Consider the following 13890-nt stretch of genomic DNA (forward strand, 5'->3'; position numbering starts at 1 on the left):
TATAACTTCAGGTTTTGAACTGCTTTTTTTTTAAAAGCAGACATTACAGGCGACAGTCTGACAGCAGACAGTTATCATTCTGCCAGCCGAAGTCGGTTAATATTTTCTGTCAGGCAATGTTTGCCCGACAATGGAGTGGAACATGGTAAGCGCGCTCTATGTGGTGCTTGGCGCATTGTTGCTGGTAAAACTGTCTCTCGATGTGGTGAAACTGCGTATGCAATACCGCGTGGCCTACGGAGACGGTGGTTTTTATGAATTACAGACCGCCATTCGGGTTCACGGTAATGCCGTAGAATACCTCCCCATCGGCGCTATTCTTCTGGTGCTGATGGAAATGAACGGCGCGTTGATCGTCATGATTCATCTGTGCGGTATCTTGCTAATTGTTGGCCGACTCTTTCACTACGTAGGCTTGCGTCAACGTGAATTCCGCTGGCGCCGTACCGGAATGGCCGCTACCTACGCTTCACTGGTATTGATGTCGCTGTTCAATCTTTACTACCTTCCCTGGGAATTGGTACTCACCCTGTATTAACCGCGCCTGTGACGTTGGTGCGCCGTACGTATTATGGCGCGCCGCAAGGAAACAGACTTTCTTATTGGTATTTGCTAGACTGTACCACCTTTTTTATTAACCGCACTGTAATTTCGTGTCCATCATGCCAAATCGCGATACGCTTTTTTCTGTTCCCATAGCCCACCTCGGTGACTGGACCTTTGACGAACGCGTCGCTGAAGTCTTTCCCGATATGGTTCAGCGCTCCGTCCCCGGTTATTCGAATATAATTTCCATGATCGGCATGTTGGCCGAACGTTTCGCCAAACCCGATACGCAGATTTACGATCTGGGCTGCTCGCTCGGAGCCGCTACGCTGTCGATGCGGCGTAATATTCAGGCCACGGGCTGCAACATTATCGCCGTTGACAACTCACCTGCGATGATTGAACGCTGTCGCCGCCACATTGATGCGTTTCGCGCTGCCACCCCGGTCCAAGTGATCGAAGCGGATATCCGCGATATCGTCATCGAGAATGCCTCCCTGGTGGTACTCAATTTCACCTTGCAATTCCTGGCGCCGGATGAACGGCAAACACTGTTAACACGTATCTATCAAGGCTTGAATCCCGGTGGTGCGCTGGTGTTATCGGAGAAGTTCAGCTTTGAAGATAACAAGGTAGGTGAGCTGTTATTTAACATGCACCACGATTTCAAGCGGGCAAATGGCTACAGCGAATTAGAGATCAGTCAAAAGCGTAACATGCTAGAAAACGTCATGCTGACCGATTCGGTGGAAACCCATAAATCTCGTCTGGCACACGCCGGATTTCAACACAGCGAAGTGTGGTTCCAGTGCTTTAATTTTGGTTCGTTACTGGCGTTAAAAGCTGAGGATAAGGCGTGATCGATTTCGGCAATTTTTATCAGCTTATCGCAAAAGGTCCATTAAGCCATTGGTTAAATACGCTGCCGGCCCAACTGAGTGCCTGGCAACGGGAATCCTTGCACGGCAAATTTAAACAATGGTTCAATGCCGTTGAAGCCTTGCCCGAATTAACACCCTCCCAGTTAGATGTGCAACACAGCGTCACTGCCACTTCACTGCCGGGCCTCAGCGAGGGTCAGCGTGAAGGGTTGGAAGTGCGTTTGCGTCAACTGATGCCGTGGCGTAAAGGTCCCTATTCCCTTTACGGTGTTAATATCGATACCGAATGGCGCTCTGACTGGAAATGGGAACGTCTGACGCCCCATATCAGCCCCTTAGCAGGCCGTCTGGTATTGGATGTCGGTTGCGGTAGCGGTTATCACCTGTGGCGCATGATTGGTGCCGGTGCGCATCTGGCTGTGGGCATCGACCCGATGCAGCTTTTCGTCTGCCAATTCGAAGCCGTTCGCAAACTGCTGGGTAACGATCAACGTGCGCATGTATTACCGCTCGGTATCGAACAACTGCCGGAACTCGCTGCCTTTGATACCGTGTTCTCCATGGGCGTGCTTTACCATCGCCGCTCGCCGCTCGATCATCTTTGGCAGTTGAAAAATCAGTTGGTTTCCGGCGGGGAGTTGGTGTTGGAGACGTTGGTTATCGAGGGCGATGAGAATGCCGTGCTGGTGCCGGGCGAACGTTACGCGCAGATGCGCAATGTTTACTTTATCCCCTCAGCCCAGGCGCTGGTACGCTGGTTGGAAAAATGCGGTTTTGTCGACGTACGTATCGCCGATCATTGCGTCACGACCCTCGAAGAACAACGCAGAACTTCATGGATGACCACGGAATCACTGGCCGATTTTCTCGATCCTAACGATCGCCGTAAAACTTGCGAAGGTTACCCCGCGCCACTGCGTGCGGTGATAGTGGCACGTAATCCTTAGTGTCTCGCCCCGGCGTTGTGCCGGGGTTTTACTCTCTGTTTATCGTTGCATCAGACTCTCGCTCCAGAATATCTGCTTATTGGTATTTCAGACGGCGCGTGGTATAACCGTCATACTTCAAGTTGCATGCGCGTTGGCGGCACTCGCTCACCCGAATCACTTACTTATGTAAGCTCATCGGGATTCGCTCCTTTACCGCGTTACGAGCCCCATAAATGAGTCTCGCCCTGAAGGGCCAGCGCAAGCGCTGTTCAAAACGTAAACGTTTTGTCCTGCACCTCGCATTATTTATGGGTAGATTTACTTTCGAATGATTTCATAGCCTATAAACGCGTTACATGAAATAAGTCGATAACCTGATATAAAAATAATTTCGTTCCTCATACTATGGCTCCACTTATTAATAGGGAGTCATCAACATGCTACCATCCATATCAAGCGCTATACATTCACTTCAATCAATTTCCCCAGCCCAGAGTTCTTCGCAAGAAGATAACCCTGCAACCAAAAGAGTTAAACTTATAAATGAAAAACTATCAACGCTACAGCTCGAACAACACACTTACAATGAACGTTTAACGTATTGTGAAGAATTTTTTTCAAAAAACAATAAAGCAATCCTTACATTGTGCGAAATGGGTGACAGTATCCATGGACCATTAAAAACGGTTCTCGCGACGATAAATTCAATTACGGATAATGATCGACTTGGTGAAGATAATTCCGAAAACTATACCCAAATCAATCAATCAATAGATGAGATTGATAAATTGATTCAGTCGAGCGTGAGTGACAAAACCAGTACCGGTGAACGAATCAGCAAAGAAATTGGTCGTGTTACTACTCGAGTTGGAAAGGAGGTCGAACGTAGCTTAGACAAAACAAAAGATGAATTTGATCGTGTTATGCCCCGAGTTGAAAAGGAGGTTGAGCGTAGCTTAGACAAAACAAAAGATGAACTTGTTCGTGTTAAGACCCGAGTTGAAAAGGAAGCTGAGCGCAGCTTTGAAACAGCAAAAAATAAAGTCACCCATTTTTTAAAAAAGCTTTAACATGCCTAATTTAGGAATCAATATGCGCGTTTTACTATCACTGAGCGAACGGTAATTAACTCAGGGGCAGAAAAAACTTTTTTATTATTGCAGCAACATTAACCCAAGCGCGTATTGCAGCCCTCCCGCTGGCGGGATATAGTGATGGTCCGGCGTTATCTGCGCCGCCATCCGCGGAAAGGGCTGCGCCCAAGATAAGTAGGCAACCTCAAGGTTACGACTCCCCACCTGAATGCGGATAAGGTATTGGAAAGGAGTTCGTATGTCTGTACATCCGATAAGTAATGGTCATATCAATCTGGTTCAACAGCGCAAACGCGCAAAAGAACTGTTGCAACGTATCAAAGCAGGCCTTGAGCCTGAAAAATTGGCACTGCTTCATCGCCTTAATCCAACGTCCGACCTAACCCTTGCCAGCGCACAATGGTTAATTGCGCGTGACGTCGGGTTTGACAGTTGGCCGAAGCTCAAAGCACATGTTGATGCCATCGCATTTGCCCGGCGTCATCCCCATTTTTCCGCTGATGATGAAAGCAAAACCCAACACTGGCGCTGCGGCAATGATATTGAACACAGTCTGCGGCTCGCGGGTTTTCACGGCACCTTTCACTGTTATACCGACCCACTGTCAATGGGACCAGTTCAGAACATCCCCTTTGCCGACTACCGCACGGTCCGCTGCACCTATATCCAGCAGGCCTTTCGGTTGGAAGCTGATGATGTCACCCGCCGTTTTGACGAGGAGCAGGCACAGTGGCAACGTTTACCCGACGCTGAACATGCCGTGTTGTGGTGCGAAGCCGACCCCTACGACCAGCTGTTTTTGATCCGCTCACTCTCGACACTCGAAAAACCGCCACAAAAGCTCGAGCTTATCGCCGTGGACAATATACCCGGCGTGAAACGTTTTATTGGACTAGGGCAACTATCACCGGATGTATTGGCCTGGCTCTGGACGCAACGCAAGACGGTGCCTGCCGATGCGATAGCACTGGCGCACAGCCTGGTCGGCCTGGTGCGCGCCCTCACCGACAGCGCTCTTTACGCTTGCTCAACGTGAACACACCACATTGCCTTATCTTTCGCGTTCCTTGCGCCGATTATTGCAAGAATTACCGGGTATTAACGACGGTCTTTCTCTGACCGAACGCCTGGCGTTACAGGCTATTGCACAATCCGGCCCCATCAGTCTCAGAAAAGTATTCAGAGAACTGATCGGCCAGCGCGATCCGCTGCCTTATATGGGTGACATGATGTTCTATTCCGCTATCAGACCATTGATAACAGGCGAAAACCCACTATTGCGTATCACTACAGCAGCAGAGGCAGAAGCCCTGACTACCGTGGAATTAACGCCGCTAGGCCATGACATACTCAATGGCAAGGCTTACTGGCTTGATGTTGCCTCACAGCCTCGTTGGGTAGGCGGAGTTTGCCTTACGCCCCGTGAGGCGCACTGGACTGTGGACAGTAATGGGCGTCCGGTTTGGCGGGATTCGTAGTGTAGTTTTCAATGCAAGCAGAGTAAATAATCGTCGTAGCAATCACCCCCGGCTTACTGGTCGGGGTTTATATGAGCGCTATATTATTACCGACCGTTAAAACCATCCCAATATGTTTTGCGCAGGCCATCGATATATAACCTTCGCGTTTCTTGCGGATTCTCTACTGAATATTGATGCGTAAAAAAAGATAACGTCATGTTTGAATCAGGCAATAACTGCGGATCGTCAAAACGATTCACATTCTGTTGTGCTTCTTGCTGAGACAAGCCTTTGGCACGGTCCTGCTGCCCTAAATGATATATATCTTCAAATGCAGGAAGTAACAGCGCGGTCGTATTATTAACATGAATACGTGTATTCGGATCGAAATGTTGATGTGCGATTTTATTAGCTGTGTGGTAGGCGTGACGCATTGGACTCGATAGTGAACTAGCGCACCCATAACATGATAATACAATCGGCAATAACATAAAGCGACGTAATGCCCTCACTCAAGAACTCCTTTTTTGGTAAAAATAAACGCGATAACACCCAACGTTTGATACTAACAATAACAGTAAAAACAATGCTGTTTTAAACCGTATCCCTGCATGATGTCACGCAAAGCACAGAGTATATGCGCAATGAAAAGCCTTATCTTCGTCTTCATTTACCGCTCAGAATAAACAAGCAACAGTGCGATCTTCCACCCGCTAAATACCTTAATGCAAGAAAAAAACGTTCTGCTCAGCGTTGCTCCTCGATCGCGCGGATAGCCGACAATTTACTGTTTGCTTCATCAAGCGCGGTCAGTAGCGGATCAAGCCAGTAAACCGCCTGGGCATAGGTCAATCGGCAACCCGAGGTAACGGTATCAGTACCGGTTGTGTTAATGCCACTGGCAGTGGCGTGCAGGGCGTCTCGACGTAATCGGTTCGCGTAGTCGAACAGCCGATCAGCAACAGGGGCAGGAACACACTTGTGACCAACCTCTTCCTGTTTGAGAATCGAGCGATAGACAGTTCGCTTATTTTCCAGACAGGGAGGAAAGACACAATGCCATCTCCTTGTCTCTGCGTTTCACCAATCCCGGCATAATCTTACCTCCGCTATATACCCAGCGGGGCAGTTGCTCACAAGCTGCCTGAATATTTCCGCTACGAAATAACTGAAACAGCGTTGAACCCTGTACCCTTGGGCATCCGGCGTTAAAAGCGATGCTGACTGCCGCGCTGAATGCACCATCCGGTAGGTTTTTTCCATTCGCATAGCTGTCCACACATTTTTCAGCCTCAAGGATATTTTTCTGCCAGTCCGCCGCAATTTGCTTATCTGTTTTACGGCCCCCATTAACCACACTATGGGTATTGCCAATACCGTCAGTTAAAATACCCGCAGGGCATACATAAGGATCACGGCGGCATGATTCAGCGTTACCCATCAGTTCAAGTCCGAGCCTGTTTGTTCTTACCTGGTTATTGCTCATTATAATGCCGATAATGGCACCGACAGAACACACGACACCTGCTACGATAGCATTGCGTTTTCTCATCATTCACCTCGCGCTTCTGTACGTCTGCTTTCCCTGATTTTGAAATATAAATTAGTGAAGTAAGTCAAAAAGCCAAAGGCTAGACTGCCCAAAACGCCAATCGCCGCCCATTGTGTCGAGGAGACCCTATCCAATAATTGCAACAGCCAATAAACACTGCTGCTCGCCGATGTCATGTAAGCCATACCGGTTGATATTTTTTCAGGCATAATTTCATCCAAACACCTCTATTGAGGCGCAGTCTTGATTAAAGGGCAAAGAAAAGGCCCACCGAAGTGAGCCTTGATGAGGTTAATAGGCGATAATCAACCGGGTTTAAAACCGGGCTTGCCGTTTTTGGCTCGCCATTGTTTTATTTCTTTTACAACCTCTAATGGCCCTTGTTTTCCCGCCTCTGGATAATAAAGAAGGTCTGAACCAAATGGATGCTCTGAGATTCTTTCAAACTCGTCTAAAGCTATTGCATGAGCCTCTTCCGTTGAATATTCAGCACTATATATTTGCGTGACAAAATCAAGGAACTCTTTTTCAGTACAGTCCTCAATTGATTCGAATCTTGCCATAACTAACCTCTTTTAATTGAATGAATATAAACATGACGTTTTGGCGTAATAATTCTCATATTATCTATATCATAGAGAAGGCCGCCATCCTTCAATGCAATAACGTGGTGGATTTCTGCTTTGTTTCTTTTCCCTGCTCTATCCGATTTTCTAACATATGGAGCCCATCCTTTACTCATCGCGTTTAAACTACCGGGGTCAAACCCTTTACTTAGTTTGGGATCAGCATAGACTGCTTTCCAAAATGCCTCCCTGAACTCTCGAAAGCTCTTAAACTCTTTACCACGTAGTTTGTTTAAAACCTGTGAGGGAATTGGTACTCCTTCGCCTTCATTAACTACAGTCAACCAATCATCGCTAACTGCCTCACCTTGTCCCGTCACAGTGCCCGGCATATGGCGAGGATTATTAAACATCACATACAGCGGCGGATAATTCACCTCTAGCGGCGGTACCGCGATTTCTGCATCAATGTCCGGTAGCACCGGATTAGGGTACACCGTTATCGTAGGTGAACGAATAGGTGCTCCGATGCCAGTATTGAGAATAACTACCTGGCGGCCTTCCGGGTGAATTAAGTGCCCCAGTCCATCAGTTCCCGGTGCTTTTACCGGACTGATAAGTATCGTTCGCCCCAGCCTACCCTTTTCAGGCGGCAAGGTAATACTGTAGAGCCCCGAGGCCCGATCCATTATTCCTTCAACCACCCAGACACGCAACACCTCACCGCTGCGGCTAACCTCTGTTTCCCAGCGGCCAGATGCAGTGCGCGAGGGAGGCGCGCCTGCCACTGGCACACTGCCCGGCAGCACTTGTGGTGGGCGCTGAACCACTTCCAGTTTAGCCAGTTTGCTGTTCCACTCATAGATGACCCCATCCACGGCGCTGCGCCACCGCCCTTTTAGCCCCTCACCGCTCGCCGCAGGGGTAATCGATTTGACTCTGACTAGCCCTTTCGGTGTCGCAATTTCTTCGGTTACCGGCTCGGCATGATATTGCTGGCTCGCTGTTACGACATCCTCCACAATAGGCTCTACCATGACATACACGGGCTCTAATTGCGCCTCTTCAGGATAAACCACCACCACATCGTGGAAGCGGGTCGCATGATTAAAGGGCCGTGGTGTTGACGCAGCAGAAGAAAATGAATCCCTATTACTGCGCACTGAAATACCTGGGATACCCGCCATCAACGCGGGCTGCCCGGCCAGTGCGGACTCGCGCGTCCGAGTGGTTACGCCGCTAACCCCAGTTGTTAACGCATGTCCATACAATCCGCTGCTTTTGTCCTTGGTAGCTTCAACAACACGCACGGATTGCGGTCTTGCTGGCTTAACCACCGAAATGTCAAGCTGTCGATCTTTTACCGACAATTTACCCCTTGCCGGCATCGTAATCTCACCGGTTGTTTTAGCCGCATTTACCAATGCCGCTTTATCCGTTAACCCCATGGTTTTCGCCGGGACAGACAATGAGAGAAAATTTTCTCTGGTACGCCCAGGAACCTGGTCACTACCAACGCCCAGTTTCTCCATGTGGAATATTGACGCGATCGCAAACCCTATCGGCGTTGCATTTCTTACGCGGGTCGCAAATGCCATCAATGCGTTTAGTCCACGACTGAAATCCTCCAATAAACCAGGACTCGTCGTTTCAACCAGCGCTATGCTCCCAACACCAGACACGGAGAGTACGGGAGCGGGCTCGGCAGCGGGTATCGCCAGCATCGCAAGCGAGTTCGCCTGACTAAGCAGCGCCCGAGCCTGCTGTTCTCTTTCCAGTGTGGCTGCACGCGCTGCCTGTTCTCTCGCAACCGCCTCTCTATCAATGTGGTCTCTATTAGAATATGTACTTCGATTACTCCCGCTATTTCCTCCACTACGTATTGATGTAGGGGAATTTGAACTGCGGCTGCCACTGTCTGAATAATGCGATATAGAGATATAGAGCCTCGGTTATCCGTGGTGGTTGACCTTCCATTGCCATGGTTAACGGTGTGACCACCAAGGTTGGTGCTGTTATATCCCCCTCGACTTCCACGGCTTGAATTACCACTACCCGATCCCCACCAACCAGGGCTTCGTTTTTTTCGTTTTTTTCTTTTTTTTCCTTCACTTTGGTCATTCATGTCAGTGCTTTCCTTGCTAGGGCCTGTTGACAATCATCGCCAAGAACCTGTTTTTTTGTAAAAGAATCTGTTTACATTCTGTCTTTTTTGGAAAAGCAGAATGCCAAGATTGATGCTCAGTGATGACCAATACGAACGGATTAGCCCGTTTTTGCCGGGAAAGGATTCGGATCCGGGACGAACAGCAGCAGATAATCGGCTTTTTGTCGAAGCGGTTTTATGGATCGCCCGAACTGGAAGCCCATGGAGAGATTTACCACCCGATTTCGGACTCTGGAACTGTGTGTACAAACGCTTTGCCAGATGGTCACGGGCAGAAATATGGCATTCCGTTTTTGCTGAACTTGCGGGCGATGCCGATTTCGAGGAAATCTTCATCGACAGCACTATCGTACGGGTTCATCAGCATGCAGCGGGCGCTCCCAAAAAAACGGTGACCAGTCGATTGGTCGTTCTCGCGGGGGATTGACAACCAAGATTCACGCTCTGGTTGATGGGCTGGGCATGCTTGCCCGTTTTAGTTTGACTGGTGGTCAAAAGAGCGACACCAGAGAAGCATTGCCTTTACTTGGTGAATTGAAACCTTCAAGCTTGGCTGCAGACAAAGCCTACGATACGAATGTGATTCTACAATATCTGGAGTCGGTAGGCATTCAGGCTGTCATCCCCAGCAAAGAGAATCGCCGTGAGCAACGCCCACTGGACAAACATCTTTACGCTTCACGCAATTTGATCGAACGTTTCTTTTGCCGTATCAAGCAATTTCGACGCGTAGCTACACGCTTCGACAAACTCTCAAAACGCTTCGCATCATTCGTTGCGCTCGCTGCTGCATTCGTCTGGCTGTGTTAATTGTCAACAGCCCCTAGAACAACTACAGAATAATTGAGATACCCCACCGCCTTTTGGCTGCATAGAAAAGTAGAGTTGCACATCAGAGAAGCAACTCTGTTATTACAAATGATATTTAAAAAGGAGAAGAGTGAATGCAGGTTCAGGCAGTGAAAGGTACGAATGGATTACCTATATGGCACGTACAATGTAGTTAAATGCGATGTTACGTGGACGGTTTTCAGTTGCGGTGGGCACGACCTTCGATGCGTCGAACGTATAGTGGCAACCACCGGAGCTAACATTATTATTAGAAGTGAGGTAGCCCTCCAATCTAGTAAATGTGCCTTCCCCCACCGACGATGACGCGCCCTCTGACCAAGCCAATCCATTATTTGCAAACTTCCCGGTGATATTTCGGATGGCGTCGCCTTGTTCGCTTAACAATAATCGCCCAGTATCTGCCCCACGCGCATTATCCCAACCACGAATAAATTCCCCGCGTAAATCCGGTAACCTACCAGTGGGGTAACAATGCGCCAGTTTTGGATATTTTGTTTTATCAAACACCTGCCCCTGGCAAATGAACCACCCTGCTGGCGGTGTTGCCAATGGATACGGCAATGGTATGCCAGCCAACTCATCAACAGAAATAAATTGCATCGTCATAACGTTCCTCCCTCTTAGTGAATTTTCATTAATATTCCATTTATCTTTATAATCAAAAGCCACTTGATAGTCATAATGTTCAAGGTCTATCCAGTGAAAAAATAAGGGTTGCAATTTTTCCACCCAATGTTTCTCAACCGGAAAGTTACCGTTATTAACATTATGTGCCACAGCAAGACTAATGCTTTTAAAGATGGTGTTATCGTTACCTAAATCTGCTGAGCACTCTCGACCGACACTCAGTGTTTTCCCTCTATCAAACCAATGTATACGAACTCTGACCCCCATCATTCCTCCATTTAAATTTTTACTCTTTTCCTTATGTTGAATGTTATAGGATGAAATCAACAATCAACTGTTCATGGTGGTTACGACATAAGTGCGTATTAACTTGGTAACACAGCATGAAATAAATTGAATACCGCACTAATAACCAACCCCGCCAAACGACGGGGTTAGTTATAGTTGCCACGCACAGCCAAAACAACCACTGTAGGCAGTGTAGCCGATCATTTTCGTAACGAAAAGCATTATTTTAACGTAGGGTTTATTTCATTTTTTTGTGTATATTCATCCATTTCCAACCTGGAGCCACTCATAATTATGCAAGCGTCAATAAATGTTTCAGCTATCATTAACTTGTTCCTCACTTTCCCTTCAGAACACTTTTCCCAACGCGATATGGTTGACTTAGAAACATTATACAGATAATGAAACATGATAAATTTCAGCTCTTCATTACGTTCATTTTTTTTCAACATGCCAACGGCTGCATCCACAATCAATCCATCTGAATCGCAACAACAGGGTCTCGGCTTTTTCTCGTGAGACAATATTCCTTTGAAACCGCAAGCGACAGGTGACCAGTCAATATGACTCCCCTCCTGTGATGCCCAGCTTCCCCAGCGCTCCAATACTCTCTGAATATCACGCATAAAGTCGTCCCCGTTGAGTTACTACAAATTGTAGTATCACGATTAGTGTTGATATGTTTAATTTTTACGCATTGCATAACGACTGCATCAAGTCATTTTTATTGTACCTTTACCCTCCCCTATACCATTACTATCACGTTTTCCATAAATTCAAAATCCAGACACCTCTGAATTAGGATAGTAAACATCAATGATCCCATTACTAATAAAACAATATCAATTAAGATATTTAAGCCCAGCAATAATACCGAGACGATTGAAATTTAGACTCATAGAAAATAGCAGAATCTCTGATTTGGATTTTATTCTGTCTTTTGCCATATACTAACATCAAAATTAGTCAATAAATCTTAAACGCTTGCTATTCATTTTTCTGCCTACTGTACCAATTTTGCATTTGACAGATTATTTATTATATAAAAACCGTTTATACCCTAAATAATTCGAGTTGCAGGAAGGCGGCAAGGGAGCGAATCCCGATGAGCTTACATAAGTAAGTGATTCGGGTGAGCGAGTGCCGCCAACGCACATGCAACTTGAAGTATGACGGGTATATAATGCATGAGCACCATGGCTCAATATTCAATGGCAGTTTGGGCTTTCATTGCATTTTAAAAACAGTGAAAAAAAGCCCCGGCAACACGCCGGGGCTTGGTACTCGCAAGCAAACCCGAAGGGATGCTGCGCGGTAAAGGACTCGTTGGCGAATTGTCCCCGTCATCAGGGGACAGGGACTGTCTGGCACCCCGCATTCAGCACGCGCTTCATTTCAGCAACGATGTCGCCGTCGACGCAATAGTGGCTGAATTCGTCCAGATCGCTTTCCGCGTCTGAACACATCGAGACACCCACTTTGCGAAACCGCATCGCCGAAGGCAGCCAGTGTCCGGCTGAACTGTGCAATTCCTGAATACCGCTTCGCTGGAATTTATGCAGGTTGGTCAAACGCACGCCCGCTCCCGCCATAATGATTGGACCACGGCTTGCCCGAATTAGTTCACGCAATAATGTTAATCCGTTTTCAGCTTGCTGCTGCTGACCGGATGTCAACACGCGCGCCACGCCCAAATCGGTGAGCTGTTGCAACGCCATATGCGGATTGAGGCACAGATCGAAGGCACGATGAAATGTCACTGCCATCCCTTCACACAATGCCATCAACACTTTCATGCGCGGCAGATCGATATGCCCTTCTTCATCCAGCACACCAACCACTACGCCGGGAAAACCCATTTCTTTAATGCGCTGAATATCATACTGAATGGTGCGAAACTCACTGTCGCTGTAGCAGAAATCCCCACCGCGCGGACGTACAATAGGATGCACCGGTAGCCGCACCCTGCTCCTCGCCTCGGCCAGAACACCATAGCTTGGTGTCAGACCGCCTTCACGCTGGCCAGCACAGAGCTCAATCCTGTCTGCTCCCGCCAGTTCCGCCGTGAGTGCGCAATCAACGCTGTAACAGCATACTTCCAACTTTGACATTTAATCTCTCCCGCCTGCGTCACATTGCGCTGTGACCATTGCACCATCAACTAGCACGCTATAGCTTTAGGATAAATATGGCATCTGAATAAAAATGCAAAGGAGAGCCGAGTCACAGAGGCCAGGATTGCCCCAAGGCTATCCATGACGCGTCACACAAATTTTACCAAAAGCCGTCAACAAGGATCGGGGGCAGGGTTATTCCTGCTCGCTGGCGATGACTTCACGGATCGAATACGGATGAAACTTGATAGTGGTTGTCCCATCGCTCACGGCTAACGTGGGATTGGGCAAACGTTCTTTATCGCTGCCGGGTTGACTAAATTTTAGGGTAATGTGCGGTGAGGCCAGCGCGCTATCGGAAAGACAAGCCAGAGCGCGGGCATGCAAGGTCTCTGGATTGCCCGCTAACACTAATTCAATGTGCTCCCAACCTTCATTGGGATAAAAACGCTGACCAGGCCAAGGTAATTCAATACAATCAATATTCAACGGACCTAGGGTTATTTTTTCGTTAAGCGAAAAAAGACAAATAGGACGTCCGTTAATTTGATTTTCAGAAATTAATACCCCTAGCGTTAATAATGTTTCTTTCCACTGCGCCGCTGTCGTATTTTGGTTGCAGCGCAATGCAATATGATCGGCTTCGAATTGCGACAAATCTAATGACAGCGTCTCCGCTAACTGTAACAACGCACGCTCAAAACGGGCCAAATCGTGTTGAAGCGCAGGAGGAAGCATTCCAGACATTGCATTTCCTAATATTAATAATAATTAATCTTCAAATAGTAACGCCATGCACGCGTTTTGCATACCA

The 13890-nt window shown here is 47.7% G+C and carries 16 protein-coding genes and 1 pseudogene; 7 read left to right on the forward strand and 10 right to left on the reverse strand.

The features are described 5' to 3' along the window. The first annotated feature begins 142 nt into the window (after positions 1-142). The 6 genes from K6K13_RS11585 (at position 143) to K6K13_RS11610 (ending at position 4928) form a co-directional block, all read left to right on the forward strand. Positions 143-538 (forward strand): MAPEG family protein, encoded by a 396-nt coding sequence (locus K6K13_RS11585; RefSeq protein WP_222157172.1) that lies wholly within the window; start codon positions 143-145, stop codon positions 536-538. A 124-nt stretch (positions 539-662) separates the two neighbouring features. Then, positions 663-1406 carry a carboxy-S-adenosyl-L-methionine synthase CmoA gene (gene cmoA / locus K6K13_RS11590; RefSeq protein WP_222157173.1) on the forward strand — a complete coding sequence of 248 codons (744 nt, stop codon included), beginning with the start codon at positions 663-665 and terminating at the stop codon, positions 1404-1406. Beyond that, a complete protein-coding gene (cmoB, locus tag K6K13_RS11595) occupies positions 1403-2374 on the forward strand; it encodes a tRNA 5-methoxyuridine(34)/uridine 5-oxyacetic acid(34) synthase CmoB (protein WP_222157174.1) in 972 nt (323 codons plus the stop codon). Before cmoA ends, cmoB begins: the two co-directional genes overlap by 4 nt. Positions 2375-2793: 419 nt before the next feature. Then, positions 2794-3426, forward strand: coding sequence for a hypothetical protein (locus K6K13_RS11600; protein WP_222157175.1), 633 nt, complete (start codon positions 2794-2796; stop codon positions 3424-3426). A 262-nt stretch (positions 3427-3688) separates the two neighbouring features. After that, positions 3689-4486, forward strand: coding sequence for a DUF1835 domain-containing protein (locus tag K6K13_RS11605; RefSeq protein ID WP_222157176.1), 798 nt, complete (start codon positions 3689-3691; stop codon positions 4484-4486). A gap of 43 nt (positions 4487-4529) precedes the next feature. Further along, on the forward strand, positions 4530-4928 hold the full coding sequence (locus K6K13_RS11610; protein WP_222157177.1) for a hypothetical protein: 399 nt from the start codon (positions 4530-4532) through the stop codon (positions 4926-4928). An 86-nt stretch (positions 4929-5014) separates the two neighbouring features. Here the strand turns inward: K6K13_RS11610 and K6K13_RS11615 are convergent, their stop codons facing one another. The 6 genes from K6K13_RS11615 to K6K13_RS11640 form a co-directional block, all read right to left on the reverse strand. Beyond that, positions 5015-5344, reverse strand: coding sequence for an Exc2 family lipoprotein (locus tag K6K13_RS11615; protein ID WP_252120264.1), 330 nt, complete (start codon positions 5342-5344; stop codon positions 5015-5017). A 593-nt stretch (positions 5345-5937) separates the two neighbouring features. After that, entirely contained in the window at positions 5938-6462 is a 525-nt protein-coding gene (locus K6K13_RS11620) for a lysozyme (protein ID WP_222161061.1), read from the reverse strand. Beyond that, complete coding sequence (locus K6K13_RS11625; RefSeq protein WP_222157179.1) at positions 6462-6671, reverse strand: class II holin family protein; 210 nt, start codon at positions 6669-6671, stop codon at positions 6462-6464. Before K6K13_RS11625 ends, K6K13_RS11620 begins: the two co-directional genes overlap by 1 nt. A gap of 96 nt (positions 6672-6767) precedes the next feature. Continuing rightward, on the reverse strand, positions 6768-7025 hold the full coding sequence (locus K6K13_RS11630; RefSeq protein ID WP_222157180.1) for a bacteriocin immunity protein: 258 nt from the start codon (positions 7023-7025) through the stop codon (positions 6768-6770). A 2-nt stretch (positions 7026-7027) separates the two neighbouring features. Further along, entirely contained in the window at positions 7028-8626 is a 1599-nt protein-coding gene (locus K6K13_RS11635; RefSeq protein WP_222157181.1) for a pyocin-S2/colicin E7-DNase domain-containing protein, read from the reverse strand. A gap of 277 nt (positions 8627-8903) precedes the next feature. Continuing rightward, positions 8904-9149, reverse strand: a complete 246-nt coding sequence (locus tag K6K13_RS11640) for a hypothetical protein (RefSeq protein WP_222157182.1) — start codon at positions 9147-9149, stop codon at positions 8904-8906. A 116-nt stretch (positions 9150-9265) separates the two neighbouring features. Between K6K13_RS11640 and K6K13_RS11645 the strand changes: the two are divergent. Then, positions 9266-10005: pseudogene (locus K6K13_RS11645) on the forward strand (IS5 family transposase). Positions 10006-10176: 171 nt separating this feature from the next. Here K6K13_RS11645 and K6K13_RS11650 read toward each other — a convergent pair. The 4 genes from K6K13_RS11650 to K6K13_RS11665 all read right to left on the reverse strand — a co-directional run bounded on the left by K6K13_RS11650 (position 10177) and on the right by K6K13_RS11665 (position 13814). Further along, entirely contained in the window at positions 10177-11004 is an 828-nt protein-coding gene (locus K6K13_RS11650) for a colicin E3-like toxin immunity protein (protein ID WP_222157183.1), read from the reverse strand. A 179-nt stretch (positions 11005-11183) separates the two neighbouring features. Then, positions 11184-11588 carry an antiterminator Q family protein gene (locus K6K13_RS11655; RefSeq protein ID WP_222157184.1) on the reverse strand — a complete coding sequence of 135 codons (405 nt, stop codon included), beginning with the start codon at positions 11586-11588 and terminating at the stop codon, positions 11184-11186. 720 nt (positions 11589-12308) lie between these two features. Further along, positions 12309-13073, reverse strand: a complete 765-nt coding sequence (gene cutC, locus K6K13_RS11660; protein ID WP_222157185.1) for a copper homeostasis protein CutC — start codon at positions 13071-13073, stop codon at positions 12309-12311. Positions 13074-13271: 198 nt separating this feature from the next. Next, positions 13272-13814: a VOC family protein gene (locus K6K13_RS11665; protein WP_222161062.1), complete on the reverse strand. Its 543-nt coding sequence runs from the start codon at positions 13812-13814 to the stop codon at positions 13272-13274. Positions 13815-13890 lie beyond the last annotated feature (76 nt).

The organism is Symbiopectobacterium purcellii (assembly GCF_019797845.1).
Lineage (GTDB): Bacteria > Pseudomonadota > Gammaproteobacteria > Enterobacterales > Enterobacteriaceae > Symbiopectobacterium > Symbiopectobacterium purcellii.

Coding starts and splice junctions, on each gene's coding strand:
- K6K13_RS11600 (WP_222157175.1), top strand. CDS start 2,794: ATGCTACCATCCATATCAAGCGCTATACATTCACTTCAATCAATTTCC.
- K6K13_RS11585 (WP_222157172.1), top strand. CDS start 143: ATGGTAAGCGCGCTCTATGTGGTGCTTGGCGCATTGTTGCTGGTAAAA.
- K6K13_RS11620 (WP_222161061.1), bottom strand. CDS start 6,462: ATGAGAAAACGCAATGCTATCGTAGCAGGTGTCGTGTGTTCTGTCGGT.
- K6K13_RS11655 (WP_222157184.1), bottom strand. CDS start 11,588: ATGCGTGATATTCAGAGAGTATTGGAGCGCTGGGGAAGCTGGGCATCA.
- K6K13_RS11625 (WP_222157179.1), bottom strand. CDS start 6,671: ATGCCTGAAAAAATATCAACCGGTATGGCTTACATGACATCGGCGAGC.
- K6K13_RS11630 (WP_222157180.1), bottom strand. CDS start 7,025: ATGGCAAGATTCGAATCAATTGAGGACTGTACTGAAAAAGAGTTCCTT.
- K6K13_RS11615 (WP_252120264.1), bottom strand. CDS start 5,344: ATGCGTCACGCCTACCACACAGCTAATAAAATCGCACATCAACATTTC.
- K6K13_RS11605 (WP_222157176.1), top strand. CDS start 3,689: ATGTCTGTACATCCGATAAGTAATGGTCATATCAATCTGGTTCAACAG.
- cutC (WP_222157185.1), bottom strand. CDS start 13,073: ATGTCAAAGTTGGAAGTATGCTGTTACAGCGTTGATTGCGCACTCACG.
- K6K13_RS11665 (WP_222161062.1), bottom strand. CDS start 13,814: ATGCTTCCTCCTGCGCTTCAACACGATTTGGCCCGTTTTGAGCGTGCG.
- K6K13_RS11640 (WP_222157182.1), bottom strand. CDS start 9,149: ATGACCAAAGTGAAGGAAAAAAAAGAAAAAAACGAAAAAAACGAAGCC.
- cmoA (WP_222157173.1), top strand. CDS start 663: ATGCCAAATCGCGATACGCTTTTTTCTGTTCCCATAGCCCACCTCGGT.
- K6K13_RS11635 (WP_222157181.1), bottom strand. CDS start 8,626: ATGGCATTTGCGACCCGCGTAAGAAATGCAACGCCGATAGGGTTTGCG.